Genomic DNA, 24,680 nt, shown 5'->3' on the forward strand with positions numbered 1-24,680 from the left:
GAGAACGTCTTTCCGGCTGAGGTCGAGAATCTGCTGGTGGAACACCCAGCCGTCGCCGACGCCGCGGTGATCGGCGTGCCGGACGACGAGTTCGGGCAACGGCTCAAGGCGTTCCTCGTGCTGCGCCTCGGGCAGTCACTGGATGCCGACACGGTCCGCGCCCACGTGAAGGCCAACCTGGCGCGGCACAAGGTGCCGCGCGACGTGGAGTTCGTGGCCGACCTGCCGCGCAATGCCACTGGCAAGCTACTGCGCGGAGAGCTCTCCTGACCGATAGTGTTCCGCGGGTCGCGACACAGCGCGTCCGGCAGGACAGGGGGACGGGTTCATGACCGATCAGGGGCAGCCAGGCCAGGGCGACGCGCCCGGGGAAGGTGCCGGTCAGCAGCCGGACTACGGACAGCATCCCGAGTTCGGACAGCAGCCGGACTTCGGCCAGCCGCCGCCCTACAGCCCGCCACCCCAATACGGCGAGCAGCCGCCCCAGTACCCGCCCCAATACGGGGGCCAGTACGGCGAGCAGCCACCCGAGTACGGGCCCCAGTACGGGGCCCAGTACGGCGAGCAGCCGCCCCAGTACGGACTGTCGCCCTACACCGGGGCCGCGCCGGCGAACACCGGCAGCCCCGGCACGCGCACCGGGTTGTGGGCCTCGATCATCGTGGCGGTCCTCGTGGCGGCGGGCGTGGGGGCCTACTTCCTCTTCTCCGGCAGCGATGCGAACGCGTCAGGGCCGAAGCACGCGGTCCAGAAGCTACTGGAGGCCGGCAAGACCGGCGACGTGGGCGCCGCCCGGGCCGTGCTGTGCCAGAGCGACATCGCCGGCGGGATGCTCACCCAGCTGCAGCGCAACGGCAAGGTGACGTCCTACTCCATCGGCTCGGTCCGCCAGGTCGACCCGACCCACGCCGTCGTCAAGGTGCGGGTCACCACGGCGAGTGGCCTGCCGAGCGCCCCCCAGTTCCCGGTCGTGAAGGAAGGCGGCGACTGGAAGGTGTGTCTCACCGGCGGAGCGGCCTCCGGCGGCGGCTCGGTCGGTGCTGTGCCCAGCGGGTCCGCGGCATCCCTCCCGGTCGGCCTGCCGTCCCTGAGCGTGCCGTCCCTGAACCTCCCGTCGGTCAACCTCCCCTCCATCCCCGCGTTCTCCAACCCGTGCGGCTTCGCCACGGCAGCGCGTTCGACCGCGATCACCTATGTCGGCCTGGCCGAGATCGGGCAGACCGACTTCGCCCAGGGCTGCGTCTACAAGGACGCCGTCCCCAAGTCGGTGACGAACAGTCTGAAGACGAGCGGGTCGGGTCTGTACAGCCCGACGTCGGGCGGCAGTGGTTCGACGACGGAGTTCAAGAGCATCGACGGAAGCTCCACGCTCGAGGTCACCGCGACCAAGGAGGCGGACGGCAAGTTCTACATCACGAAGGTCGAGAAGCGCTGACCGGCTTCCTGGAGTCCCCGCCGCCGATCGCCTTCGCCCACCGCGGTTTCGCGCCGGACGGTGCGGAGAACTCGATGTCGGCGTTCGCGCGCGCGGTCGAAATGGGCTATCGCTACCTCGAGACGGACGTCCGCGTCACCGCCGACGGGGTCGCGCTGGCCTTCCACGACGCCACCCTGGACCGGGTTACCGACCGGCCCGGCCGCATCGCCGACCTGCCCTGGTCGGTCGTCCGAGAGGCGCGGATCGGCGGGATCGAACCGATCCCCCGACTGATCGACCTCCTGACCGCCTGGCCGGACACCTTCGTGAATCTCGACGTCAAGGCCGACCGGTCGATCGGCCCCACGGCGGACGCGATCCGGCACACGGGCACCCTGAGCCGGGTCTGCGTCGGTGCGTTCTCGACCCGCCGGGTGAATGCGATGCGCCGAGCCCTGGGACCGCGGCTGTGCACCTCGCTCGGCCCCCGCGCGGCGATGCGGCTGAAGGCGCCTGGTTCCGGCGGCCGGCGTCGACCCGGTCTGGCCGGCCGGTGTGCCCAGGTGCCGGCGCGCGTCGGGCGGCGGGTCTTCGTCGACGCCCGCTACGTTGCCGCCGCCCACGGCCTCGGGCTGCCCGTCCACGCCTGGACGGTCAACGACCGGGCCGAGATGACACGGCTGCTCGATCTCGGCGTCGACGGCGTAATGACCGACCGCGCGGACGTCCTGCGCGACCTGCTCATCAGCCGGGGCCAGTGGCAGGGTTAGGGTCCTTCGACGTGGCGGACGTGCGGCAGGTCGGTGCCCTCGCCGGCAGATCGACCACAACGACGCCCGGCAGGGTCGCTCGGGAATGCTGCTGGTTTGCTATGAGCGGTCGGGCCCGCCCTTGATCACCACGCGGGTCGGCCTCACGCGCCCGGCCGTCGAGATCGCGGACACCGACATCCGCCTCCTCGTCCAGGCGCAGTGGGCGGCCGGGCAGCGCGTGGACTATCTGATCGTGGACTGTCGAGGTGTTGTGCTGGTGCGGTCAGCCCGGGCAGCTCAATGCACGGGTGGTCGACGGACGGGTCGCGCGAGAGGGCGACACGGTCGTCGTCGGCGATACCGCGGGCGGCGCGGACGAGGTCCGCTAGCAGGTGCTCTGCCGGGCGCATGACCGGCGCGGCGACCTCGGGCAGGACGTCAGCCGCGGGCAGCTCGCACTTGACGTCTGAGTTCAGCGGCGCCGCAGCCGCAGTGCGGTAGCAGCACCGAGCACGGCCGCGGCGGCGGCGAACGGCACGGTGCCGGAGGCCCCCAGGCCTTTGACCCGACCTGCCTTGAGCGCGCCGGCCAGGACCACGGCATCGGCCGCATCGGCGACGGCGCCGGCCAGAATCCACGGAGCCGCCCCGCTGCCCTGCCGGACCGCGGCCACCCCGCCGACGCCGAGCGCGCTGTCACGCACACCGAGCATCCGGGTGAGCCACGAGACCCGTTGGGCGGTCGCGGTGTCGGCGCCGAGCATCCGGGCGGCGCGGACGGGATCGGCCAGGATGACCGCGCCGATCACGGCCCGACCGGCAGCGATCTGCAGCGCCAAGGCCTCCGGCTCGGGCAGTGAAACGCGTCGTCCGGAGATGACCATGGCAATCCCTTTCCCGATTCGTCGGCCTGGCACGGGCCTGAGCCGACAGCCGCCCCCGGGGTTACCGCCATCAGCATGTGGGAATCATTCCGAGGTGCGACTCGTTGAGAGTCGTAACACCTTATTAACATCTAGACGTCCGGGAGGTGCTGCCCACTATGGCAGATCGAACACTGCGGGGCAGTCGGCTGGGCGCGATCAGTTACGAGACCGAGTACGGCGCCGAACCGGCGCCGCGCAACGTGGCCGCGTACCGCTGCGCTCGCGGGCACGAATTCAGTGTCCCGTTCTCCGAAGAGGCGGAACTCCCCACCACGTGGGAGTGCCGGCTCGACGGCACGGCAGCGCAGCTCATCGACGGTCCGGAGCCCGAGGCCAAGAAGGTCAAGGCTCCGCGCACGCACTGGGACATGCTGATGGAGCGCCGCACGGTGGCCGACCTCGAAGAGGTTCTCGCCGAACGGCTCGACGTGTTGCGTGCCCGTCGCGGGAGCAAGTCGGCCTGATCCACCCCGTCACAATGACGCCGTCCGGACACCGTCCGGACGGCGTTGCTGTTCTTCAGCCCGCGCGTCGCCGACGGACTGCGCTGCGCACCTGGCCGGACCGATGCGCCACGCCCCACTGGGTGACCTTGACCAGCGCTTCGCGCACGATGGCGCCGCTCATCTTCGACTCGCCGCGCACCCGTTCGACGAAGGTGATGGGGACCTCGACCACCCGATAGCCGCCGTCGATCGCCCGGCGGGCGAGATCGACCTGGAAGCAGTACCCCTCGGACGCCACGGCGGCGTAGTCGATGCCCTCCAAGACCTCTCTGCGGAAGGCGCGGTAGCCGCCGGTCGCGTCGCGCAACGGGATGCCGAGGGCCATCCGCGAGTACAGGCTCCCTCCGCGGGAGAGCAGTTCGCGCCGCCGGGGCCAGTTGACCGCGGCTCCGCCGGGCACCCACCGCGAGCCCAGCACCAGATCCGCCCGGTCCAGCGCTGCGAGCAACCGGGGCAACTGCTCGGGGGCGTGCGAGCCGTCGGCGTCCATTTCGACCAGCACGCCGTAACCGGCGTCCAGGGCCCAGTCGAAACCGGCGATGTAGGCGGCGCCCAGGCCGGCCTTCTCCGTCCGGTGCAGGACATGCACCCGCGGGTCCTCGTCGGCCATGGCATCGGCCGCCTTGCCCGTACCGTCCGGGCTACCGTCGTCCACGACGAGGACGTCAGCGGACGGGACGGAGGTGAGTACCCGCTCGACGATCGGCTCGATGTTCTCGCGCTCCTGGTAGGTCGGGATGATCACCAGCACGCGGTCGGGCGTCGTCACGCCTGCACCATCTCCTCGTGCGGGTCGGCGATCGAGTCGTCGTGCTCGACATCGGGGCGACGTCTGCGGCGATCGGCCACGGCCACGGCCGCCACTCCGGCAACGGCCAGCCCAGCGAGAACGTACTCGGGCAGCGCCGCGAGGCGGGTGGCCGGCGTCCTCGCCGTGCCCAGCGGCACGTTCTGGACCAGGATGTCGGCGCCGAAGAGCGGGCCGGACTGCGCACGCACCACGCCGTCGGGACCGATGACGGCGGACTTGCCGGTCGTCGCCGCTTGGACGACCGTCCGGCCGTTCTCGACCGCCCGCAGCTGGGCCATGGCCAGCTGCTGGTAGGTCTCGGGCGTGTGCCCGAACGTGGCGTTGTTGGTCTGGACGACGAGCAGCTGCGCGCCCGCGGAGACCGAGGACCGGACGAGGTCGTCGTAGGCGACCTCGAAGCAGATGACGTCGCCGATGGGGACGGGGCCGCCGCGCAGCAGGCCGTTGCCGCCGCCCGCGACCATGTCCTGGGTGACGGTCTTGGCGTCCGAACTGACCCATTCGGCGATGCCACGCAGCGGGATGTACTCGGCGAAGGGGACCGGGTGGCGTTTGACGTAGCGGGCGCCCGGGCCGGTCGTGGGCGACCAGAGAATGCCGACGTTGCGGCGGTGGTGGGCGCCGGGTCCATGAAGGATCGCGCCGACGAGCACCGGCACGCCGATCGTCTTCACCGCGTGGTCGATCTTCTTGAATGCAGCCGGGTTCTGGAACGGGTCGACGTCGGACGCGTTCTCCGGCCACAGGACGAGGGCCGGTCGGGCCACCGTTCCGGCCCGGACCTCGGCCGCGAGTGTGTCGGTCTGCCGGATGTGGTTGTCGAGCACCTGCTCGGCTCGGTCCTCGAAGCCGAGCCCGCGGTCGGGCAGGCCGCCCTGGATAACCGCGATCGTCTCGGTCGGCGCGTCGCGGTCGGGCGCGGGGTGCAGCGGCCAGGCCAGCAGCAGGCCGAGTAGCGGCACGACCGCCAGCACGGCGGCTCCGGTCAGCAGGCCGCGCCGTTCGAAAGGCCACCCGGCCCGTACGCCTGCGGCGAGCCCGGCACCGGCGAGCGCCACCGCGAAGGTCACCAAGGGTGCCCCGCCGAGGGCGGCGAACCACCGCAGCGGCGACTCCGCCTGGCTGAACGCCAGCCGGCCCCACGGGAACCCGCCGAAGGGCAACCGGTCGCGCAGTGCCTCTTGCAGGACCCAGGCGGCGCCGACCCAGAGCGGGCCGGCGGGCAGCCGGGCGACGATCGGCAGCACCGCGCCGAGCACCGCGAAGAACCCGGCGAAGGCCAACGCGAGGATCAGCCAGGGCACTGGTCCGACGTAGATTCCGGTCCAGTGCAGCAGCGGCAGGAGGAAGGCCGCGCCGTACACGTACCCGAGCCACGCTCCGGTGCGCGCCGATCGGCCGTCCAGGGCGAGCGACAGCATCGCGACACTGACGAACGCGGCCGGCCAGAGGCCGAACCGGGGGAAGGCCAGGACGCCGGCGAATCCGCCGCCGGCAGCGACCAGCGCGGCCCACCTGACGGGGAACGCAGGGTCGCGGCGCGGACGCATCGGACCAGTATCGCCGAGCGGCCCCCGCCCGGCCCGCGGGTTCTCAGCTGAGCAGGCCGGCGTCGTGGATCACTTTCCCACGAACGACGGTGGCCAGGCAGGCCGGCAGCTCGGCTCCCGGAGCGATGTCGGGCAGGCCCTCGCGCAGGTCGGCCGTCTGCCAAACGGCGAACGTGGCCGACGACCCGGCGGTGAGCACCCCTTCGCCGCCGCGCCCGACCGCCCGCCATCCGCCGTCGGTGTGGGCGGCGAAGGCCGAGCGCGGGGTGACCCCCGCGCCGGAGGCGGACGGGTGGGCCGCCGCGCGGACCGACGCCCATGGACCGAGCTCGGTCACCGGCGCGTCGGAGCCGAAGGCCAGCGGCACGCCGGCCGCGGCCAGCTCGGCGAATCGGTTCAGCTCGAGGGCCCGGCCGGCGCCGAGCCGGTCGGCGTACATGCCGTCCGTTCCGCCCCACAGCGCGTCGAAGCCGGGCTGGACGGAGGCGATCAGCCCGGACGCGGCCAGGCGCGCCGGGTTCCGCACGTACTCGGCGTGCTCGATCCGGTGTCCGGCCCCGCCGGGGCGGCCGAGCCGTTCGGTCACGAGGTCGACGGCATCGAGGACCTGGTCGACCGCTGCGTCGCCGATCGCGTGGAATCCGGCCTGCAGCCCCGCCTTCGTGCACCGAGCGATGTGCTCGGCGACGTCGGTGGTCTCGAAGCGGAGCAGTCCGGACGTGTCCGGCCGGTCGGCGTACGGCTCGAGCAGCGCGGCGGTGTGCGAGCCCAGCGATCCGTCGCAGAACAAATCCCCGGCGGCGCCGACGGCCCCGAGCTCGCGCGCGGTGTCGATGCCGAACAGTTCGGCCCAGTAGCCCACGACCTCCGGCAACGGTTCGTCGGCCGCGAGCGCCATGAGTTCCGCGAGGTCGTCCTCGCTGGAGATCACCGGCCCGGCCATCTCGTGGACGCAGGCGATACCCAGTTCGGCGGCCCGGCGCAACGCCGCCCGTTGGGCATCCCGGCGCTGCCCGGAGGTCAGCGCGGCGAAGGCGGCGACCCGGACCGGGTCGTGGGCCGGGCCGCGCTGCCAGCCGTCCGGCGAGAAGCCCTCGATTCCGCGCACGCTGGGCACGGCGGCCATCAATGACGACGACACGACCGCCGAGTGGACGTCCACCCGGGCCAGGTAGACCGCACCGCCGTACGAGGCGCGGTCCAGTTCGGCCGCCGTCGGCGGGCGCCGCTCCGGCCATCGGGTCTCGTCCCAGCCGCTGCCCAGGACCGGCCGGCCTCGAGCGGCTCGCGACGCCCTCTCCACGGCGTCGAGCACCTCCGCGACCGACCCGCTCGCGCGCAGGTCGAGGCCGGTGAGGGCCAGACCGGTCGAGGTGGCGTGCACATGCGCGTCGACGAACGCCGGTGCCACGAACGCACCACCGAGATCGATCACCCGCGCGCCGGTCCGTTCGCCGGCCCCGGTCTCGTCGCCGATCCAGGTCAGCGTGCCGGCCTCGACGACGAAGGCCGAGGCGTTGCGGCTCGCGGGGCTGTACACCCGGCCGTTGCGGTAGAGAGTCGGCACGGCCGAAGTCTGCCACCGCGGCCCGGTGCGGCGTCGCTCCCGCACGGCGGCGGCGGTAGCGTTTACAGAACTCAACGCAGGGAGCCGCGATGGTCGCCAGTATCGAGGACGTGGCCCGCCGGGCCGGCGTCTCGATCGCGACCGTGTCCCGCGCCCTGCGCGGCCTGCCCGACGTGGCCGCGGCCACCCGCGACCGAGTGATGACCGCCGCGGCCGATCTCAACTACGTCGCCTCTCCGTTCGCCGCCCGGCTCGCGAGCGGCCGCACGACCACAGTGGGACTCGTCGTGCCCTTCGTGAATCGGTGGTTCTTCGCCGAGGTCATCTCCACCGTGGAATCGGCGTTGCGGCGGGCGGGGTTCGACCTGTTGCTCTACAACCTCGGCGACGAAGAGGGGCGGGCCCGGTTCTTCGACGTGATGCCGATGCGCAAGCGGGTCGACGGCGTGCTTATCGCCAGCCTCGTCCTCGAGGACACGGAATTCGAAGCGCTCACCGAGCTGAGCCGCCCGGTCGGGCTGCTCGGGCTCGAGCGGCACGGCTTCCTGTCCGCGCGCATCGACGACGTCGCCGCCGCCCGCAGCGCCGTCGACCACCTCGTGGCGCAGGGACACCGGCGCATCGGCCTGATCGGCGGCGACACCGACGACCCGATGGCGTTCACGCCGCCGCTGCACCGGCGCGACGGCTACCGCGATGCCCTGCGGGCGGCCGGCCTGTCGGCTGACCCGGAACTCGAGCAGCTGGGCTACTTCACCGTCGAGGGCGGCCAGGAGGCGGCCCGGCGGCTGCTCGGGCTCGCCGATCGGCCCACCGCGCTGTTCGCCGAGAGCGACGAGATGGCCTACGGGGCACTGCGCGAGATCCGCCGCGCGGGGCTTCGGGTACCCGAGGATGTGGCCGTCATCGGCTTCGACGACCAGCCGTTGTCGGAGCTGATGGATCTCTCGACGGTCCGCCAGCCGGTCGCGGACCAGGCGCTCGACGTCACGACCCGCCTGCTCACCCTGATCGCCGACGCGGCGGACGAGCTGCCCCGCGATCCCGCGGTCGTGCTGCCCACCGAGCTGGTGGTCCGCGGCAGCAGCGTCACCTCCCGCCCGTAGGGTGCCGGCATGAGCGAGCGCAGCGAGCGAACACGGGCATCTCGGCTTCGCCGGCCGAACGAGCGAAGCGAGGCTCGGACGCGTTTGATGTTGGTGGACGCTGCCGGCCTCTACTTCCGCGCGTTCTATGCATTACCGGACACCATCACCGCGCCGGACGGGCGCCCCGTCAACGCCATCCGGGGGTTCCTGGACATGTCGGCCTCCCTCATCGAGCGGCGGCGGCCGACCCGCTGGGTCGCCTGTCTGGACCTCGACTGGCGCCCGGCGTTCCGGGTCGAGCTCGTCCCGTCCTACAAGGCGCACCGGGTGGCGAGGGACGGCAGCGAGGAGATCCCGGACCTGCTCGGGCCGCAGATCCCGGCGCTGCTCGAGGTGCTCGGCGCGTTCGGACTGGCGTGCGCGGGCGCCGACGGGTTCGAGGCGGACGACGTCATCGCGACGCTCGCACATCGCGACACCGACCCGGTCGAGGTTGTGACCGGCGATCGCGACCTGCTGGCGCTGGCCACCGACCGGGTCACCGTCCTCTACACCGGCAAGGGGATCGCCAAGCTCGAGGAGCTCGGGCCGGCCGACGTTCTGGCCAAGTACGGCGTGCCCGCCGAGCACTATCCCGACTTCGCGGTGCTGCGGGGCGACCCGAGTGACGGGCTGCCCGGCGTTGCCGGGATCGGCGAGAAGACCGCCGCGGCGCTGGTCACCCGCTTCGGCAGCGTCGAGGCCATGCTCGAGGCGGCCGCCGCCGGCGACGACGGCTTTCCGGCCGGCGCCGCGGGGAAGGTCCGCGCGGCCAAGGACTACCTGGCGGTGGCGCCGGCGGCCGTTCGGGGGCGGCTCGACGTCCCCCTCGACGTCATCGACGACGCGCTCTACCTCGAACCACGCCACCCCGACCGGCTGGACGAACTGGCTGCCGAGTTAGGTATCACCAGTTCGGTCCAACGGATGAAGAAAGCAATCGCCACAGCGCACGGCTGATCACCGAACCTGGTAGTTGCCCTTGTCCTTGTCCTTGATCGTCACCGTGAAGGACTTGCCGCCGGCCGCCGTGCAGGTGAAGGTGTCGCCGTCCTTCTTCATGGTGAAGTCGTTGCCGCCGTTGCAACTCACGTTCGTGGCGCCGAGCTTGCTGCTGATGAATCGCTCGACCGCGGTGTGACTCAGCTTCTTGTCGCCCTTGAACACCGTCAGCACGAGGACGACCGCCACGGCGGCGACAACCAGTAGTGCGATGACGGAGATCAGCAGGCCCTTGCGGCTCTTCTTGGCCGCCGGCGGCGGTTGCTGGCCGTACTGCTGGCCGAAGCCCGGCTGCTGGGTGTAACCGGTCGCCTGCCCGTACCCGCCCGGCGCGCCGTACTGCGGCGCCCCGTAACCCTGGGCGGCGTAGCCCTGGGCGGCGTAGCCCGGCGCGCCGTACGCCGGCGACCCGTACGCCGGCGACCCGTAGGCCGGCGCGCCGTACCCCTGTCCCGGCTGGCCGTAGGACTGGTCTGACCCGTAGGACTGGTCCGACCCGTAGGACTGCCCGCCCGGATACCCCGGCTGGTTGTACGTCGGCTGTTCGGGCTGGCCGTATCCGCCGTAGGACTGCGTGGGCTGGTAGCCCGACTGCTGCCCGTACCCCTGCGCGGCGCCGCCGTACTGGGCGGTGTCGGACGATCCGGGCCCGGGCTGACCGTATGACTGCCCGCTCGGCGGTGCGTACGGCGACGGTGGGACGCTCGGCATCACCTGGGTGCTCGAGTCCCCGGCGCCTTCGCCAAAGGACGGCTGCTGATACGGCTGCTGACCGTAAACCGGCGGCTGATACGGCTGCTGGCCGGCCGGAGCGGGCGGCTGATACGGCTGCTGGCCGGCGGGTGCGGGCGGCTGGTACGACTGGTACGGCGGCTGGCTCGGCGCCTCATCAGCGCCGGGCGAGGGCTGTTGCCAAGTCGGGACGCCCACCGGCTCGGCCGGCCCCTCACCCCGCGGCGCCGCCTCGGCCGGCCGGTCCGGCGGTGCGCTCTGCGGCTCGGACCCGGTCGGGTTGCCGGAGTCGCTCGTCCCCGATTCGCTCATCGATGGCACCTTCTCTGTCGATCGTCCGGGCCGGGTCATGCGTCGGGCCCGCGGCTCGGATCACGCTACTGCGTGCGCTGAAGTTCGGCATGAATGGACACGGTGCCGGCAGAGGTCGGCGACGATGTCGCCGTCAGGGCTGCATGCTCTGGGCGACGACTCCGCGCCGCAGCGCCGACACCGCCGCCCGCGCGGTCGCCGCCACTGCCGCCCCTTCGCGGGCCGGCGCCGGCGCACTCGCGAGTTGGTCGAGCAGGTCGATGACCTGCTTGCACCACCGGATGAAGTCGCCGGCCGACACCTCGTTGCCACGCTCGGACGCCACGGCGAGCACCCGGTCGAGACGCTCCTGCCGAGCCCAGCGGTACGTGGCCCAGACAAAGCCGACCTGTGGTTCGCGGCTGCGCGGCAGCCCGACTTCCGCCTCGTCGTCGCTGAGGTCGGCCCACAGCCGCGAGGTCGCCGCCAGGGCCGTGCGCACGGCCGGCGTCGGCATCGTGTCGACGAACGCCTCGTCACGGCGCGGCTCGTACACCAGCGTCGACACGACAGCCGCCAGCTCGGCCGGCTCGAGCGCGTCCCACGCCCCGGCGCGCAGGCACTCGGCCGCCAGCAGGTCGGCCTCTGACCAGATGCGGGCCAGCCGCCGGCCGGCCGGCGTCGTCCGGTCACCCTGCAGGTACCCGCGGTCGTCCAGGAGCCGGCAGATGCGATCGAACATCCGGCCCAGCGATCCCGTCCGGCCCTCGATGCGCCGGCGCAAGCCGTCGTTCTCGCGACTGAGCCGGGTGTGCCGCTCTCCCCACCTCGCGTGCTGCTCGCGGTCGGCGCACTGATGACACGGATGAGCGCGCAAGGCCCGGCGAAGCCGCAGCACCTCTTCGTCGTCATCCGGTCCAACCGCCTTGCGCCGGGCCGGTTGCGGATCGGGCACGTCGAGGGCCCGGATGCTCGCGGCCAGGTCCCGGCGCTCCTGCGGTGAGCGGTGGTTGACGTTCTTCGGGACCCGCACCGTTCCCAAGACGTCGACCGCGGTGGGGAAGTCGAGCATCGTCAGCCGGCCGGACCACTTGGACTCGGTGACCACCAGCGGCCGGGGATCGTCGGTCGAGTGCACGCCGGGGTCGACGACGACGGCCAGCCCGGCGCGGCGTCCGCGCGGAACCCGAATCACGTCGCCGCGACGCAGCTTCTCCATCGAGGCCGCGACCGCGCCGCGCCGCGCCTTCGAGCCCTCACGCGCGAGCATTGCCTCGCGCTCGCCCAGCCGGCGCCGCAGGTCGACGTACTCGACGAAGTCGCCGAGGTGGCACTGCATCTGCGCCGCATACTGGCGCAACGTCTCGTCGTTGCGGCGGATCTGCTTCACCAGCCCGGCCACCGCGCGGTCGGCCTGGAACTGCGCGAACGACGACTCGAGCAGGTCCCGCGCGGCCGGTCGGCCCATCTGATCGACCAGGTTCACGGCCATGTTGTAGGACGGGCGGAACGTCGACCGCAGCGGATAGGTCCGAGTGGACGCGAGCCCCGCCACCCGCTGCGGGTCGACCTCCGGCGTCCAGACGACCACGGCATGCCCTTCGATGTCGATGCCGCGGCGCCCGGCGCGGCCGGTCAGCTGCGTGTACTCCCCCGGCGTGATGTCGGCATGCCCTTCGCCGTTGAACTTCGTCAACCGCTCGAGGACGACGGTTCGGGCCGGCATGTTGATACCGAGCGCCAACGTCTCGGTGGCGAAGACCGCGCGGACGAGACCGCGGACGAACAGTTCCTCGACCGTCTGTTTGAACGCCGGGATCAGCCCGGCGTGGTGGGCCGCGAACCCCCGCCGCAACGCTTCACGCCACTCCCAGAAGCCGAGCACGTCGAGATCCTCGGGCGGCACGCTCGCGGTGAACTCCTCGACGACGCGGTCGATCTCCTCGCGGTCGTCCTCGGTGGTGAGCCACATGCCCGCGAGGACGCACTGCCGCGCGGCCGCGTCGCAGCCGGCCCGGCTGAAGATGAAGGTGATCGCCGGCAGCAGTCCCTCGCGGTCGAGCCGGGCGATCACGTCGGGCCGGTGCGGCGGGCGCCAACCGCGGCCCGATCGGGCGCTGCGCCGTCCCGGGATCGGGTCCAGGTAACGGGTGCGCTCGGCCACATGCCGCAACAGGGCGGCGTCGAGGGTCGTGCCGTCGCCACCGAATAGGTCGAACATGCGCGAGCCGACCAGCACGTGCTGCCACAGCGGCACCGGCCGCTGCTCGTGCACGATCACCGAGGTTTCCCCCCGTACTGTGACCAGCCATTCGCCGAACTCCTCGGCGTTTGACACCGTCGCGGACAGCGAGATGAGGCGGACGGCCGCCGGGAGGTGGATGATCACCTCTTCCCACACCGCGCCGCGGAAGCGGTCGCCGAGGTAGTGCACCTCGTCCATGACGACGTAGCCGAGATCGGTGAGCGAGGTGCTGCCGGCGTAGAGCATGTTGCGCAGCACCTCGGTAGTCATCACGACGACCGGAGCGTCGGAGTTGACCGCGTTGTCGCCGGTCAGCAGTCCGACCTGGTCGACGCCGTAGCGAGCTACGAGGTCGTTGTACTTCTGGTTCGACAGGGCCTTGATAGGCGTGGTGTAGAAGCACTTCTGCCCAGCCGCCAACGCCAGGTGGACGGCGAACTCGCCGACGATCGTCTTCCCGGCGCCGGTCGGTGCGCACACGAGAACCGAGTAGCCGTCCTCGAGGGCGACGCAGGCCTGGTCCTGGAACGGGTCCAGCTCGAAGGGATAGCCGGCCCGGAAATCGGCGAGGACGGGACGGGCCGCCCGGCGCCGCGCAGCGGCGTACCGCTCACTCGGCGAGGACATTCCTCCACAGTAGGACGCGGCCCGGCGCCGCCCGGCGACCGGTCAGGTGGAGTCCGACCAGTCCAGCCGTTCGGGGATCGCGTCGACCGCCGAGGGCACGTCGTCGTCGAGGTGTTGCTCGGCCCGCTCCTCGGCCTGTCGCCGCGCCTTGCGCCGGTCGTGGACGATCGCTATCTGGATCGCGACCTCGAAGAGAACCACCATCGGCAACGCCATCGCACACATGGTGAACGGGTCCGTGCTGGGCGTCGCCACCGCCGCGAACAGGAAGATCAGGAAGATCGCGATCCGCCGCGAGCGGCGCAACAGACGGGCCGGGAGCACGCCGGCGACGTTCGCCATTACGACGAGCAAGGGCAACTCGAACGCCGCGCCGAACACCACCAACATCAGCGTGACGAAGGAGATGTAGTCGCTGACCGTCAGCTGCGCCTGGGTTCCGTTGCCGGCCTGCTCGAGCAGGATGCGCAACCCCTTGGAGAGGACGACGTAGGCCAACGCCATACCGGCCGCGAACAGGATGGTGGAGGCGATGACGAAGATCAGCGTGTACTTGCGCTCGTTCTTGCGCAGTCCCGGCGTGATGAACGCCCACACCTGGTAGAGCCAGAACGGCCCGGTGAAGACCGCGCCGCTGATCACCGACACCTTCAGCCGAGTGATGAACCCGTCGAGGGCGCCGTGGTAGATCAGCACGCAGTTGGTGGAGCGGCTCGGGGTGTAACGGAACTTCTCCGGGACCGAGCAGTACGGATGACGCAGGACGTTCAGGGTGTGGGGGTACAAGTACCAGCCGAGCACGGCGCCCGCTGCGACCAACAGCACGATGATGATCAGCCGACGACGGAGCTCGCGCAGGTGGTCGAGCACCGGCATGCGCCCGTCCGGGTTCTTGACGCGCCGGCGGCGCACGGCGACCACGGTCAGCGCAGACCGGCGGCGGCGATGCGTTCCTGCGTCTCGGCCACCCGGCCGCGCAATTCGGCCGCCTGGCCCGCGACGGCCTGCAGCATCCGGAGATCACGCTGGAGCCGCTTGGCCTTCCAGGTGATCTCGTAGGCGCAGAACCCGAGGACGACGAGCGCCACCACGGCGGCGGCGGCCCAGGCGACGATCGGGACCCAGTGCACGTCCGGAACTCTACTTCGCGGCGTAGGCGGCCAGAGCGCGCGCCGCCTCGGTGCGGATGCCCTCGGCGAGCCAGTCGGGCGACAGCACCTCGGCCTGACCGGCCGAGCCCAGCACCAGCGCCCGCACCCACCCGGGATCGGCGACCCGCAGGCTGACCCGGAGCAGCTCGCCCTCCTCCACGACGTCCTCGGCGACGTAGTAGTCGGCGACCCAGCCATACGCCGGGCCGAGCCGCAACTCGACGAGCAGGTGTTCCGACGCCGGGCGGAAGACGCCTTCGGTCAGGTCGCGAGGTTGCACGTCGTCCGGGATGTGCGCGGCCTCGGGCAGCACCCGGGCGTCCTCGATGCGATCGAGCCGGAACAGCCGCATGCCCTCGGCCTGCCGGCACCACGCCTCGAGGTAGGTGCGGCCGTCCGCTTCGAAGACTCGCAGGGGATCTACGGTCCGCTCACCGGTCTCGTCCCGCGACGCGCTGTAGTAGACGAGCCGCAACGCGCGCCCGTCCTCGATGGCGCGATGCAGCACGACAAGCAGCCGCTCGTCGTGGTCGAGCTCAACGGCGACCGTCGAGTCGTCCACGGCGCCGCCGGCGGCGGTCTCGACCTTGGCGAGCGCGCTCTTGATGGCATCGGAGTCGGCCAGTCCGTGGGTTTCGGCGAGCGTGCGGAGTGCCACGACCAGCGCGAGTGCCTCCTCGGCGGTCAGCCGCAGGGGTCGCGACATGCCGGCGTCGAAGACGACCGAGACGCTGTCGCCCTCGAAGGCCAGGTCGATCAGGTCACCCGGGCCGTGGCCGGGCAGGCCACACATCCACAGCAGCGTCAGGTCGCGGCGCAACTGCTGTTCGGTGACGCCGAAGTCGGCGGCCGCCTCGGCCACGCTGATACCGGGGCGGGCCTGCAGGTACGGCACGAGCGCGAGCAGGCGCGGCAACCGCTCCTCGTTGGACGTGGCCGCCATCAGATCCCCCCGGCCGCGGCCCGGAGCCGCTCGACGACGGCGGCGACGAGGTCGGGCGGCGACAGCACCTGGGCGCTGGATCCGGCACTGGCGATCACCCGGGCCATCCGGCTCGGGTCGCTGAAGCTGATCGTCAGGACGCCGTCGATCTCCGACTCGGCGATGCGGCGGAGCTGGCCGGCGCCCGAGCCGGACACCCGCACCAGCGCCCGCCGCTCGTCGTCGGGCCATCCCCCGGCCACCATCTCGAGGATGTCGACCTTCTCGGGCCGGCTGAAGGCCCCCGCCTTGCCGACGGCGCTCACGTTGCCGGTGATCCGGGACAGCCGGAAGCTGCGCGGCTCGCCGCGGTCGCGGTCGAAACCGGCCACGTACCAGCGCCGGCGCCACGACAGGACGCCCCACGGCTCGAGCGTGCGCTGCTCGGGAACCGTCGCGCCGACCTTGACGTAGTCGAAGCTCACCACGGTCGCCGTGCGGGCGGCCTCCAGCAGCGTGGGCAGGCTGGGGTCGCTGGCGTCGAGCAGCGGCACCGCGCCGGGAGCGTCCGCAGCGTGCACCTCGGTGCCCGCGGCGCGCAGCTTGATCAGCGCCGACCGGGCCGCCTCGCCCAGCGTGGCCGACTGCCACAGGCGCGCGGCCAGACCGACCGCTGCCGCCTCGGCCGCGTCGAACTCGATCGGCGGCAGCTCATAGTCACCGCGGCGGATGCGGTAGCCGTCCTCGCTGTCGAAATGGCTGTTGCGGCCGGTCTCCAGCGGGATACCGAGCTCACGCAGCTCGGCCTTGTCCCGCTCGAACATGCGCTTGAACGCCTCGTCGGTCGCCTTCGAGCCGTCGGCGCCCTCATAGCCGGGAACGGCGTCGCGGATCCGTTCGGCGCTCAGGAACTGGCGGGTCGACAGCAGGCAGATGACCAGGTTGACGAGTCGCTCTGCACGCCGGGCCGCCATGTCCTCGAAACTAATCCCCCCGCGTCCCCGCCGCGTGGTGGCGCGCGCGACCCGGGTGCTCATGTGTTCGATCTTTCCGCATTCGCCCCCCGGCTGGCGAACCCGATCCCATTCGCAACTACATCCGACGCGATGTGCTCACATGGAGGCGATGAGCTTCTCGACCCGTTCGTCGACGCTGCGGTACGGGTCTTTGCACAGGACCGTCCGCTGGGCCTGGTCGTTGAGCTTGAGGTGCACCCAGTCGACGGTGAAGTCACGCCGCCGTTCCTGGGCCCGCCGGATGAAGTCGCCGCGCAGCTTCGCCCGCGTCGTCTGCGGGGGCACGCTCTTGGCCTCGAAGATCGACAGGTCGGACACGACCCGCTCGACGGCGCCCCGGGCCTGAAGCAGGTAGTAGAGCCCGCGGGTCCGCGAGATGTCGTGATAGGCCAGGTCGAGCTGGGCGACGCGCGGCGAGGAGAGCGGCAGGTCGTGCTTGGCGCGGTACCGCTCGATGAGCTGATACTTCGTGGCCCAGTCGATCTCCCGATCGATCATCGACAGGTCCTGCTTGTCGACCGCGTCGAGCGTCCGTCCCCAGAGTTCGAGCACCCGCTTGGACGACGCGTCCTCACCGGTCCGGGCCAGGAAGTCCACGGCCTTGGTGTAGTACTCGCGCTGGATCTCCAGCGCCGACGCGCTGCGCCCGGCCGCGAGCCGGACCGGCCGGGTTCCGGTCAGGTCGTGACTGATCTCGCGGATCGCCCGGATCGGGTTCTCGAGCGTGAGGTCGCGGAACGTCACCCCGCCCTCGATCATCCGCAGCACGAGATCGGCCGAGCCGACCTTTAGCAGCGTCGTGGCCTCGTTCATGTTCGAGTCACCGACGATGACGTGCAGGCGGCGGTACCGCTCGGCGTCGGCGTGCGGCTCGTCGCGCGTGTTGATGATCGGCCGGCTGCGGGTGGTCGCCGACGAGACGCCTTCCCAGATGTGCTCGGCCCGCTGGCTGACGCAGTACACCGCGCCGCGCGGCGTTTGCAACACCTTCCCGGCGCCACAGATCAGCTGGCGGGTGACGAGGAACGGGATGAGCACGTCGGCCAGCCGGCTGAACTCGCCGTGCCGGCCCACGAGGAAGTTCTCGTGACAGCCGTAGGAGTTGCCGGCCGAGTCGGTGTTGTTCTTGAACAGGTAGATGTCGCCGGCGATGCCCTCGTCGTGCAGGCGCTTCTCGGCGTCCACCACCAGACCCTCGAGAACCCGCTCCCCCGCCTTGTCGTGCGCTACCAGCGTCTCGAGCGAGTCGCACTCCGGCGTCGCGTACTCGGGGTGACTGCCGACGTCGAGGTAGAGGCGGGCGCCGTTCTTCAGGAAGACGTTGGACGAACGGCCCCAGGACACGACCCGCCGGAACAGGTAGCGCGCGACCTCATCGGGCGACAGACGCCGCTGGCCGTGGAACGTGCACGTGACGCCGTACTCGTTCTCGATTCCGACGATCCGTTTGTGCACGCTGTTCCTCCAGCTCCTCGCTGCTTCCACCCTAACCGCGGAGTCGACCATCTGCCGGTCGGACGCGGCCGTTGGCAGGTCTTGCGTTCTTGCTTTACATGCCGCATGCTGTTGTAAACCACCAGGACGCGAGACCGTCTCGTGTCAACCCCGTCTCACGTCGACGGATTGGGAGCCGAGCATGAGCGATTCAGCAAATCTCTCCGGGCGGGCGACGCTCACCGGCGAACGACCGGACTGGCGCGACGGCAAGCGGTACCTCTGGCTGCTCGGCACCGTCGTCCCGCTGTTCCTCTTCGCCGGGTGGGGCCTGGTCAACGCCACGGGACTCGGGCTGTTCTGGTGGATCGGGCCGATGGTCGTCTACGTCCTGATCCCGACGCTGGACCTGATCATCGGTGACGACCAGAGCAACGCACCCGAAGATGTCGTCGCGTGGCTGGAGCAGGACCGCTACTACCGCTGGGTCACCTACCTCTTCCTGCCCTGCCAATTCGCCGCACTGTTCACCGGCTTCTGGCTGATGACCCGCAACGGCGGCCTGCCGGTGATCGACAAGCTCGGCATCGCCACCACGCTCGGCATGCTCAACGGCATCGCGATCAACACCGCACACGAGCTGGGCCACAAGAAGGAACACCTGGAACGGTGGTTCGCCCGCATCGCGCTGGCCCCCTGCGGGTACGGACACTTCTTCATCGAGCACAACCGCGGGCATCACGTACGGGTGGCGACGCCGGACGATCCGGCGTCGAGCCGGTTGGGCGAGACCTTCTGGGCGTTCTGGCCGCGCACCGTCGTCGGGAGCGTGCGCAACGGGTGGCGCCTGGAGAAGACCCGGTTGCGCCGGATGGACAAGGGCGTGTGGACGCTGCGCAACGACGTCCTCAACGCCTGGGCCATGACGGCCGTCCTGTGGGCCGCCCTGATCGTGCTGTTCGGCGTCGGTATCGTGCCCTACCTGCTCCTGCAGGCGGTCCTCGCCTTTAGCCTGCTGGAGGCGGTCAACTACCTCGAGCACTATGGCCTGCGCCGCCAGCAGCTGCCCAACGGACGCTTCGAGCGGGTGACGCCGCGGCACAGCTGGAACAACAACCACCTGACGACGAACCTGTTCCTCTACCACCTGCAGCGGCACAGCGATCACCATGCCAATCCGACCCGGCGCTACCAGGCGTTGCGCCATTTCGACGATTCCCCGCAGCTGCCCGCCGGGTACGCCGCCATGATCGTGCTCGCCTACGTCCCCCCGCTGTGGCGCCGCGTGATGGACAAGCGGGTGCTCGCCCACTACGGCGGCGACGTCACGCTGGCCAACATCGATCCGGGCAAGCGCGATCGGATTCTCGCGACGTACGCGCGGCCGGCCGGCTCCGCGTCCTCCGCCGCCGCCTGAGATCATCTCGCTGATGAAGTACCGGTGCGAGGTCTGCGACTACGTGTACGACGAGGCGGTCGGCGAGCCACACGAAGGCTTCCCGCCCGGCACTCCGTGGGCGGCCGTTCCCGACGACTGGTGCTGCCCGGACTGCGGCGTCCGGGAAAAGGTCGACTTCGTTCCCGAGGCCGGCGCGCGGGCATGACCGCGGCCGATGCTGCCGGTACGGCGCCCGAGCGAGTTCCCTATCCCGCGGCCGCGCGATCCCTGCTGCGCGACACGGTGATCACCGCGGTGGACGATCTGGTCCGCTCCCGCGGCTGGTCGGCGACCACGATGGCTGACGTCGCCGCGGCGGCCGGCGTCAGCCGGCAGACGCTCTACAACGAGTTCGGCTCGCGACCGTCCCTCGTCGCGGCGTACGTGACGCGCGAGATCGACACGCTCGTGACCCAGGTCAGCGAGGCCGTGCGCGCCAACTCCGACGACGCGCACCGCGCCCTGCGAATCGCCTTCAGCCTGTTCCTGAAGCTGGCCTCGGACGAGCCGGTGGTCCAGCTGATCGTCAACGACGCCGAGGACGGCGAGCTCCACCGGCTGCTCACCGGGCTCGGGCAGGCCGTGGCGGGCGAGCGGATCGCGCACCTGATCCCCGAGGTCTGGCCGCAGGTGAGCGCGGCCGACGGGGAACTGCTGGCCGAGACGCTGGTCCGCCTGGCGATCAGCCACGCGCTGATGCCCGGCCCGGACCCGGCGACGATTGCGCGTGGCATCGGACGCATGCTGGCGCCATTCGTCGACGAACTGCTCAGCCCCTGACGAGCGACACGACCAACACGGCGGCGGTGGCGGCCGCGTACGCCCAGGTCGCGATCGTGACCGCCCCCATGCGCTGCGCCGGCGGTCGCTCGCGCGCCGTCAGCAGTGCCGCCAGTGCCGGCAGCACGAGGATCGCGTGGAGGGTCACCCCATGCACCCATTTGAGCGAACCCGCGGTGTCGTAGGCCTCCTGGCGATGGCCGGTTCTGATCAGCACCTCCCCCTTCGCGATCATCGCGGCACCGGTCGCCAGGCCGATGACGAGGAAGGCGAAGCCCGCACGCAACGCGCGGCGCATGTCGGGCGCGGCGTCGACGCGGCCCCGGAACGCGGTGATCGCCAGGGCGCCCAGCACGACTATGAGCACGGCACCGCCGAGCGCAAGGCTCATCGCGATGGCGGTGCTGGCGGGCGTCTCGGTGTTGAAGTGCGACGGCACCCGCCGCCAGGCCTGGATGGTGATGCCGGCGACCTCGAGCACGCAGTCGGCGGCGAAGACCCCGAGCAGCCAGGTGCGCATGCGGGCGCTCAAGGTGAGGTACGAGGCCACCCAGGCGACGGTGATCAGGGTCAGCCCGAAGGAAATGCCGAACGTGGTCGGCTTGCGCCAGGAAAGCGGACCGTTCCATCCGCCGCCGCGCACGAGCAGCACACCGAAGTGGAAGACGCCCGACGCAAGAAGCACGGCGCCGATCAAGTAGCAGACCTTCTCGATGCCGCGCAGGCGAGACCAGCGCGACGGCGGGGCGGACGAAGCCGGTCGAGCCGCCACGGTGGTCATGAGGCCGACTCCTCTTCTGCCGGCGGCTGCTGAGGCAACCGCTGGAGGTCGTCGCGGGAAAGCGCGGGCCCGGGCAGCGGCGTCCGCGCAGCGGCGGTGGCGCGTAACCCGTCGAGGAGCAGGTCGAGATGCCGATGCGCGAGCGCGCTGTTCTGCTCCGGCGCGAACGCGCCGGGGAGTGGCCGCGAGAGGCGCACGATGAGCACGCCGACGTCGCCGAAGGTCACGTCCGGGCGCAGCGTGCCGGCCTGGTGCGCGGCGTCGATGAGGTACTGGACGTTGCGGGCGCCTCGTTCGCGGGCCCGCGCGACTTCCTCGTCGTCGTGCAGGTCTATGGCGCCTAGCAACGTCGGGATGACCGCGGCGGTGCGGACGTCGAGCGCCGCGTGCATGTACCGGATGAGAGCGGCGAACCGGTCCGGTTCCTCGTCGGCGGCCTCCCGAGCCTGCTCGACGGTGCGCTCGAGGGCGTCCAGGACGACGGCGCGCATCAGGGACCGGCGATCAGGGAAGCGCCGGTACAGCGTGGCGATCCCGCAGCCGGCCCGCCTCGAGATCTCCTCGAGCGCGACCCCAGGGCCCTGCTCGACGAACAGGTCACGAGCCGCGATCAGCAGCCGTCGCCGGTTCTCTGTCGCGTCGGCCCGCGCCCCTCGGCCCATGACCCGACCATAGCACTGTTCGGAGGGTTCTCATCCGCTTAGCTCCGTGAACCGGACGTCCTTCCTCCGTCCGATCAGCAGTGGCCGGCCAGTCGCCGCGCGATCTCCGCGGTGAGCACGGCGTGCCCCCGGCTGTTCGTGTGCAAACGGTCCGCGCTCATCGTGGCGGGATCGGCGGCCGCGGGATGCTCGGTCATCCGCAGGTAGATGCCGCCGTGGCGCTCGGACACCCGCCTGGTCAGCTCGGCGAGTTCCACCAGACGTTCGCTCAGGATCGGTGCGTAGTCGGGCGTGACGATGCCCGAGGCGGTGATGTCCATCAGTCCGAAGGTGAGCACGTCGCTGCCCCGCGCCCGCAGGGCGCCGACCATCGCGTCGAGGTTGGCCTCCACGCTGTCGGCGTCGAACCGGCGGCGCAGGATGTCGTTGCCCCCGCAGGTGATCGCGGTCAGGTCCGGCTTGAAGTCCAGTGCCGGGCCGAGCTGAGCGGCCCGTATCTGCGCCGTCCGCAGGTCCCGTTGGCCCAGGTTCAGGTAGGCCAGATCGGGGTGCACGCGGCGTAGTACCCGCGCCATGCCGCGGGCCCAGCCGCCGGCCGGATAACCAGGCACGACCTCGCCCACTCCCGCAGCCAGGCTGTCGCCGATGACGGCGAGCCGCCGCCACGGCGCATGGCGCAGCAGGTGTGCGGCCTCGTCGTCGGTCAGGCAGAAATTGTCGGCGACGCTGGTCATCGAACGGCTCCTTCGAGGGGGATGGACGGTGCTACGGGAACCGTGGCGGCAGGGCGGATCGCCAGCCCGGCGACGAGGCAGCCCAACGACGCGGCGGCGCAGTAGGCGTAGACGCCGGTGAAGGCCCGCAGGCCGTCGTCGGCTGCGCTGCGCTGGATGGCGTCGAGGACGGCGATGCCGAGCGCGCCCCCGATCTGGCGGGCGGTCGTGTTGAGCCCGACGGCGCCCGCGAAGCGCAGCGGCGGAGCGGCGAGGGCCGCGGCGCTGTTGGTCGCGACCGCGGCCGCGCCCATCCCGAGACCGACCACCGCGCCAACCGGCAGCCAGAACGTCAGGAAGTGCGGCGTCGCGGGCAGCCAGGCGGTGGTCGCCAGCCCGGATCCGGTCATGGTCAACGCCCCCGCGGCGAGCACCGGCCGTGGGCCGTACCTGTCGATCAACCGTCCTCCGACGACCGCCCCGATCATCGAGGTGAAGGCGCCGGGCGTGACGGCCAAGCCGGCCTTCAACACCGAGTAGTGCCAGACCTCGGTCAGCAACAGGACCCCGACCAGGAGCCACGCGTACAGCGCGGCGCCGTACAGCAGCGATGCGAGATTGGTGGCGGCGAACGACGAGTTGCGCCACAGGCCCACCTCGACGGCCGGCGCCGCGCGCGTCCGGGACCGGGCGACTGCGACGCTTCCCGCGGCAACGCCACCGACCAGACAGGCCCAGGTTGTCCCGGCCGACCAACCCCACGTGCCGCCCTCGGTGACGGCGAGCGCGACCGCCCCGATGCCGGCGGCCAGCAGCATCGAGCCGAGGAGATCGGGAACGCGCGCGCCGCTCCTGCGGGCCGTGCTCAGCCGGCGGGCGCCCCAGAGCATGGCCAGCCCCATCGGGACGTTGATGGCGAAGACCGCGCGCCAGGTCCACGGCTCGACGAGCAACCCGCCGAGCGCCGGGCCGACCGCCGCGGCCAGTCCCCCCGCGCCACTCCAGAGTCCGATGGAGCGCGCGCGCAGGTCGGCCGGGATCCCCGTCAGCAGCAGCGCGAGCGACGCGGGGATCATCGCCGCCGCGCCGATCCCCTGGAGTGCGCGGAAGGCGATGAGCGTCGCCGGATTCGGGGCCACGGCGCAGGCGAGGGAGAACGCGGTGAACGTGCCCACGCCGCCGATGAACATCCGTCGCGCCCCGACGGTGTCGGCCAACCGCCCCGCGGCGGCGAGCATCGCGGCGAGCAGCACCGCGTACGCCGTGATCGTCCACGACAGCGTCGTCACGGTGGTCGCCGGAAAGTCGCGGTGCAGGTCGGCGATCGCCAGATTGACCACCGTCGCGTCGAGCAGCGAGAGGAACGCGGCGCCGCAGGCCAGCAGGAGTACGAGCCGGGCCGAGGCCGGCCGGTCGGGCGAGGAATCGGTCATGACGCTCCGTCCAGACATCTATACGAACGATCGTACTATCTTCTACTCGCCGAGTACGTGTCAATGCCTTTGGACCCACGGATCGCGGGACCAACCATCCGCACGGTCGATCCGCTAGATTGAGCAGATGGGCGAGGCAAGGCAATGACGCCGGGGAAGACGGACGGGCGCATCGAGCGCGGCGACCAGACCCGGCGCCTGATCCTGGGGCGTGCGGCCGACATCGCCTCGGTCGAGGGATTGGACGGGCTGTCGATCGGTCGCCTGGCGAGTGAACTCGAGGTCAGCAAGAGCGGCGTCTTCGCCCATTTCGGGTCCAAGGAGGAGTTGCAACTCGCCACCCTCGCGACCGCGCGCGACGTCTTCCTCGACACCGTCATCGCACCGACACTGCGGGCGCCGGCCGGTCTGGCTCGCGTCTGGCGGCTGTGCGATGCCCGGCTGCGCTACATGTCCGGCCGGATCTTTCCCGGCGGCTGCTTCTTCTCCACCGTCGCGGCCGAGTTCCACGCGCGACCCGGCCGCGTCCGCGACGCAATCTCGGCGGCGGAGGCCGACTTGTACCGGTTCTACGAAACGACCATCGCGACGGCCGTGGAGCTCGGCGAACTCGCCACCGGCGTCGACCCCCGCCAGCTGGCCTTCGAGCTCGACGCGTTCACCCGCACAGCCGGCAGCAACGCGCTGCTCTTCGACGACGACTCGATGTTCGCGCTGGCCCGCCGTGGCATGCTCGAACGACTCCGCGCCGCGGCGGTCGACCCCTCCTCGCTGCCGGAACTCGACGAGTAGCACAGG

At 71.3% G+C, this 24,680-nt stretch carries 25 protein-coding genes and 1 pseudogene; 11 read left to right on the forward strand and 15 right to left on the reverse strand.

Annotated features, from left to right (window positions below; translation table 11 throughout):
* The 4 genes and pseudogenes from ABR571_RS08055 to ABR571_RS08070 form a co-directional block, all read left to right on the forward strand.
* A partial coding sequence (locus ABR571_RS08055; RefSeq protein ID WP_409452673.1) for an AMP-binding enzyme occupies window positions 1-270 on the forward strand: 270 nt, incomplete at its 5' end.
* A gap of 58 nt (window positions 271-328) precedes the next feature.
* Window positions 329-1,435: a DUF4878 domain-containing protein gene (locus ABR571_RS08060; protein WP_409452674.1), complete on the forward strand. Its 1,107-nt coding sequence runs from the start codon at window positions 329-331 to the stop codon at window positions 1,433-1,435.
* Between the two features lie 74 nt (window positions 1,436-1,509).
* Window positions 1,510-2,187: a glycerophosphodiester phosphodiesterase family protein gene (locus ABR571_RS08065; protein ID WP_409452675.1), complete on the forward strand. Its 678-nt coding sequence runs from the start codon at window positions 1,510-1,512 to the stop codon at window positions 2,185-2,187.
* 46 nt (window positions 2,188-2,233) lie between these two features.
* Window positions 2,234-2,639 (forward strand): annotated as a pseudogene (locus ABR571_RS08070) (thymidine kinase); the annotation flags it as partial.
* Between the two features lie 2 nt (window positions 2,640-2,641).
* Here ABR571_RS08070 and ABR571_RS08075 read toward each other — a convergent pair.
* On the reverse strand, window positions 2,642-3,052 hold the full coding sequence (locus ABR571_RS08075; RefSeq protein ID WP_409452676.1) for a hypothetical protein: 411 nt from the start codon (window positions 3,050-3,052) through the stop codon (window positions 2,642-2,644).
* A 158-nt stretch (window positions 3,053-3,210) separates the two neighbouring features.
* Between ABR571_RS08075 and ABR571_RS08080 the strand changes: the two genes are divergently transcribed.
* Complete coding sequence (locus tag ABR571_RS08080; protein WP_409452677.1) at window positions 3,211-3,558, forward strand: RNA polymerase-binding protein RbpA; 348 nt, start codon at window positions 3,211-3,213, stop codon at window positions 3,556-3,558.
* 55 nt (window positions 3,559-3,613) lie between these two features.
* Here ABR571_RS08080 and ABR571_RS08085 read toward each other — a convergent pair whose 3' ends face one another.
* From ABR571_RS08085 to ABR571_RS08095, 3 genes are read right to left on the reverse strand one after another with little or no spacing between them, the layout of a single operon-like run.
* Window positions 3,614-4,369: a polyprenol monophosphomannose synthase gene (locus tag ABR571_RS08085; protein WP_409452678.1), complete on the reverse strand. Its 756-nt coding sequence runs from the start codon at window positions 4,367-4,369 to the stop codon at window positions 3,614-3,616.
* The gene (gene lnt / locus ABR571_RS08090) at window positions 4,366-5,961 is read right to left on the reverse strand and encodes an apolipoprotein N-acyltransferase (protein WP_409452679.1); all 1,596 of its coding nucleotides are present in this window, start codon (window positions 5,959-5,961) and stop codon (window positions 4,366-4,368) included. Before lnt ends, ABR571_RS08085 begins: the two co-directional genes overlap by 4 nt.
* Before the next feature lie 43 nt (window positions 5,962-6,004).
* The gene (locus ABR571_RS08095; RefSeq protein WP_409452680.1) at window positions 6,005-7,528 is read right to left on the reverse strand and encodes an amidohydrolase; all 1,524 of its coding nucleotides are present in this window, start codon (window positions 7,526-7,528) and stop codon (window positions 6,005-6,007) included.
* 89 nt (window positions 7,529-7,617) lie between these two features.
* On the opposite strand from ABR571_RS08095, the gene ABR571_RS08100 reads away from it, so the two are divergent.
* Both ABR571_RS08100 and ABR571_RS08105 read left to right on the forward strand, forming a co-directional pair.
* Complete coding sequence (locus ABR571_RS08100) at window positions 7,618-8,634, forward strand: LacI family DNA-binding transcriptional regulator (RefSeq protein WP_409452681.1); 1,017 nt, start codon at window positions 7,618-7,620, stop codon at window positions 8,632-8,634.
* Between the two features lie 87 nt (window positions 8,635-8,721).
* A complete protein-coding gene (locus ABR571_RS08105; protein ID WP_409452682.1) occupies window positions 8,722-9,615 on the forward strand; it encodes a 5'-3' exonuclease H3TH domain-containing protein in 894 nt (297 codons plus the stop codon).
* Here the strand turns inward: ABR571_RS08105 and ABR571_RS08110 are convergent, their stop codons facing one another.
* The 7 genes from ABR571_RS08110 to pafA form a co-directional block, all read right to left on the reverse strand.
* The gene (locus ABR571_RS08110; RefSeq protein WP_409452683.1) at window positions 9,616-10,701 is read right to left on the reverse strand and encodes a hypothetical protein; all 1,086 of its coding nucleotides are present in this window, start codon (window positions 10,699-10,701) and stop codon (window positions 9,616-9,618) included.
* Between the two features lie 133 nt (window positions 10,702-10,834).
* A complete protein-coding gene (locus ABR571_RS08115) occupies window positions 10,835-13,552 on the reverse strand; it encodes a DEAD/DEAH box helicase (RefSeq protein ID WP_409452684.1) in 2,718 nt (905 codons plus the stop codon).
* A 42-nt stretch (window positions 13,553-13,594) separates the two neighbouring features.
* A complete protein-coding gene (tatC, locus tag ABR571_RS08120; RefSeq protein ID WP_409452685.1) occupies window positions 13,595-14,464 on the reverse strand; it encodes a twin-arginine translocase subunit TatC in 870 nt (289 codons plus the stop codon).
* Window positions 14,465-14,475: 11 nt separating this feature from the next.
* Window positions 14,476-14,682 carry a hypothetical protein gene (locus ABR571_RS08125; protein ID WP_409452686.1) on the reverse strand — a complete coding sequence of 69 codons (207 nt, stop codon included), beginning with the start codon at window positions 14,680-14,682 and terminating at the stop codon, window positions 14,476-14,478.
* 10 nt (window positions 14,683-14,692) lie between these two features.
* A complete protein-coding gene (locus tag ABR571_RS08130) occupies window positions 14,693-15,646 on the reverse strand; it encodes a helix-turn-helix transcriptional regulator (RefSeq protein WP_409452687.1) in 954 nt (317 codons plus the stop codon).
* Window positions 15,646-16,662: a helix-turn-helix transcriptional regulator gene (locus ABR571_RS08135; protein WP_409452688.1), complete on the reverse strand. Its 1,017-nt coding sequence runs from the start codon at window positions 16,660-16,662 to the stop codon at window positions 15,646-15,648. The genes ABR571_RS08130 and ABR571_RS08135 overlap by 1 nt, the downstream gene beginning before the upstream one ends.
* Window positions 16,663-16,737: 75 nt before the next feature.
* Window positions 16,738-18,096, reverse strand: coding sequence for a Pup--protein ligase (gene pafA / locus ABR571_RS08140; RefSeq protein WP_409452689.1), 1,359 nt, complete (start codon window positions 18,094-18,096; stop codon window positions 16,738-16,740).
* A 181-nt stretch (window positions 18,097-18,277) separates the two neighbouring features.
* On the opposite strand from pafA, the gene ABR571_RS08145 reads away from it, so the two are divergent.
* From ABR571_RS08145 to ABR571_RS08155, 3 genes are read left to right on the forward strand one after another with little or no spacing between them, the layout of a single operon-like run.
* Window positions 18,278-19,492: an alkane 1-monooxygenase gene (locus tag ABR571_RS08145; protein ID WP_409452690.1), complete on the forward strand. Its 1,215-nt coding sequence runs from the start codon at window positions 18,278-18,280 to the stop codon at window positions 19,490-19,492.
* 10 nt (window positions 19,493-19,502) lie between these two features.
* Window positions 19,503-19,679 (forward strand): rubredoxin, encoded by a 177-nt coding sequence (locus ABR571_RS08150; protein WP_409452710.1) that lies wholly within the window; start codon window positions 19,503-19,505, stop codon window positions 19,677-19,679.
* Window positions 19,676-20,293 carry a TetR family transcriptional regulator gene (locus ABR571_RS08155; RefSeq protein ID WP_409452691.1) on the forward strand — a complete coding sequence of 206 codons (618 nt, stop codon included), beginning with the start codon at window positions 19,676-19,678 and terminating at the stop codon, window positions 20,291-20,293. The genes ABR571_RS08150 and ABR571_RS08155 overlap by 4 nt, the downstream gene beginning before the upstream one ends.
* Here the strand turns inward: ABR571_RS08155 and ABR571_RS08160 are convergent.
* From ABR571_RS08160 to ABR571_RS08175, 4 genes are all read right to left on the reverse strand, one after another.
* Window positions 20,283-21,074, reverse strand: coding sequence for a hypothetical protein (locus tag ABR571_RS08160; RefSeq protein WP_409452692.1), 792 nt, complete (start codon window positions 21,072-21,074; stop codon window positions 20,283-20,285). The two genes, ABR571_RS08155 and ABR571_RS08160, sit on opposite strands and share 11 nt — an antisense overlap.
* A complete protein-coding gene (locus ABR571_RS08165) occupies window positions 21,071-21,736 on the reverse strand; it encodes a TetR/AcrR family transcriptional regulator (RefSeq protein ID WP_409452693.1) in 666 nt (221 codons plus the stop codon). Before ABR571_RS08165 ends, ABR571_RS08160 begins: the two co-directional genes overlap by 4 nt.
* Before the next feature lie 74 nt (window positions 21,737-21,810).
* Window positions 21,811-22,470 carry an SGNH/GDSL hydrolase family protein gene (locus ABR571_RS08170; protein WP_409452694.1) on the reverse strand — a complete coding sequence of 220 codons (660 nt, stop codon included), beginning with the start codon at window positions 22,468-22,470 and terminating at the stop codon, window positions 21,811-21,813.
* A complete protein-coding gene (locus ABR571_RS08175) occupies window positions 22,467-23,882 on the reverse strand; it encodes an MFS transporter (protein WP_409452695.1) in 1,416 nt (471 codons plus the stop codon). The genes ABR571_RS08170 and ABR571_RS08175 overlap by 4 nt, the downstream gene beginning before the upstream one ends.
* A 144-nt stretch (window positions 23,883-24,026) precedes the next feature.
* On the opposite strand from ABR571_RS08175, the gene ABR571_RS08180 reads away from it, so the two are divergent.
* Window positions 24,027-24,674 (forward strand): TetR/AcrR family transcriptional regulator, encoded by a 648-nt coding sequence (locus tag ABR571_RS08180; protein WP_409452696.1) that lies wholly within the window; start codon window positions 24,027-24,029, stop codon window positions 24,672-24,674.
* Window positions 24,675-24,680 lie beyond the last annotated feature (6 nt).

Origin of the sequence: Jatrophihabitans sp. (assembly GCF_046262535.1) — a bacterium.
GTDB lineage: Bacteria > Actinomycetota > Actinomycetes > Mycobacteriales > Jatrophihabitantaceae > Jatrophihabitans.

What these genes read in the sequence shown, in the direction of transcription:
- ABR571_RS08060 (WP_409452674.1), top strand. Translation starts at nt 329, where the DNA reads ATGACCGATCAGGGGCAGCCAGGCCAGGGCGACGCGCCCGGGGAAGGT.
- ABR571_RS08065 (WP_409452675.1), top strand. Translation starts at nt 1,510, where the DNA reads ATGTCGGCGTTCGCGCGCGCGGTCGAAATGGGCTATCGCTACCTCGAG.
- ABR571_RS08075 (WP_409452676.1), bottom strand. Translation starts at nt 3,052, where the DNA reads ATGGTCATCTCCGGACGACGCGTTTCACTGCCCGAGCCGGAGGCCTTG.
- ABR571_RS08080 (WP_409452677.1), top strand. Translation starts at nt 3,211, where the DNA reads ATGGCAGATCGAACACTGCGGGGCAGTCGGCTGGGCGCGATCAGTTAC.
- lnt (WP_409452679.1), bottom strand. Translation starts at nt 5,961, where the DNA reads ATGCGTCCGCGCCGCGACCCTGCGTTCCCCGTCAGGTGGGCCGCGCTG.
- ABR571_RS08100 (WP_409452681.1), top strand. Translation starts at nt 7,618, where the DNA reads ATGGTCGCCAGTATCGAGGACGTGGCCCGCCGGGCCGGCGTCTCGATC.
- ABR571_RS08105 (WP_409452682.1), top strand. Translation starts at nt 8,722, where the DNA reads ATGTTGGTGGACGCTGCCGGCCTCTACTTCCGCGCGTTCTATGCATTA.
- ABR571_RS08110 (WP_409452683.1), bottom strand. Translation starts at nt 10,701, where the DNA reads ATGAGCGAATCGGGGACGAGCGACTCCGGCAACCCGACCGGGTCCGAG.
- ABR571_RS08115 (WP_409452684.1), bottom strand. Translation starts at nt 13,552, where the DNA reads ATGTCCTCGCCGAGTGAGCGGTACGCCGCTGCGCGGCGCCGGGCGGCC.
- ABR571_RS08130 (WP_409452687.1), bottom strand. Translation starts at nt 15,646, where the DNA reads ATGGCGGCCACGTCCAACGAGGAGCGGTTGCCGCGCCTGCTCGCGCTC.
- ABR571_RS08135 (WP_409452688.1), bottom strand. Translation starts at nt 16,662, where the DNA reads ATGAGCACCCGGGTCGCGCGCGCCACCACGCGGCGGGGACGCGGGGGG.
- ABR571_RS08145 (WP_409452690.1), top strand. Translation starts at nt 18,278, where the DNA reads ATGAGCGATTCAGCAAATCTCTCCGGGCGGGCGACGCTCACCGGCGAA.
- ABR571_RS08155 (WP_409452691.1), top strand. Translation starts at nt 19,676, where the DNA reads ATGACCGCGGCCGATGCTGCCGGTACGGCGCCCGAGCGAGTTCCCTAT.
- ABR571_RS08160 (WP_409452692.1), bottom strand. Translation starts at nt 21,074, where the DNA reads ATGACCACCGTGGCGGCTCGACCGGCTTCGTCCGCCCCGCCGTCGCGC.
- ABR571_RS08165 (WP_409452693.1), bottom strand. Translation starts at nt 21,736, where the DNA reads ATGGGCCGAGGGGCGCGGGCCGACGCGACAGAGAACCGGCGACGGCTG.
- ABR571_RS08170 (WP_409452694.1), bottom strand. Translation starts at nt 22,470, where the DNA reads ATGACCAGCGTCGCCGACAATTTCTGCCTGACCGACGACGAGGCCGCA.
- ABR571_RS08175 (WP_409452695.1), bottom strand. Translation starts at nt 23,882, where the DNA reads ATGACCGATTCCTCGCCCGACCGGCCGGCCTCGGCCCGGCTCGTACTC.
- ABR571_RS08180 (WP_409452696.1), top strand. Translation starts at nt 24,027, where the DNA reads ATGACGCCGGGGAAGACGGACGGGCGCATCGAGCGCGGCGACCAGACC.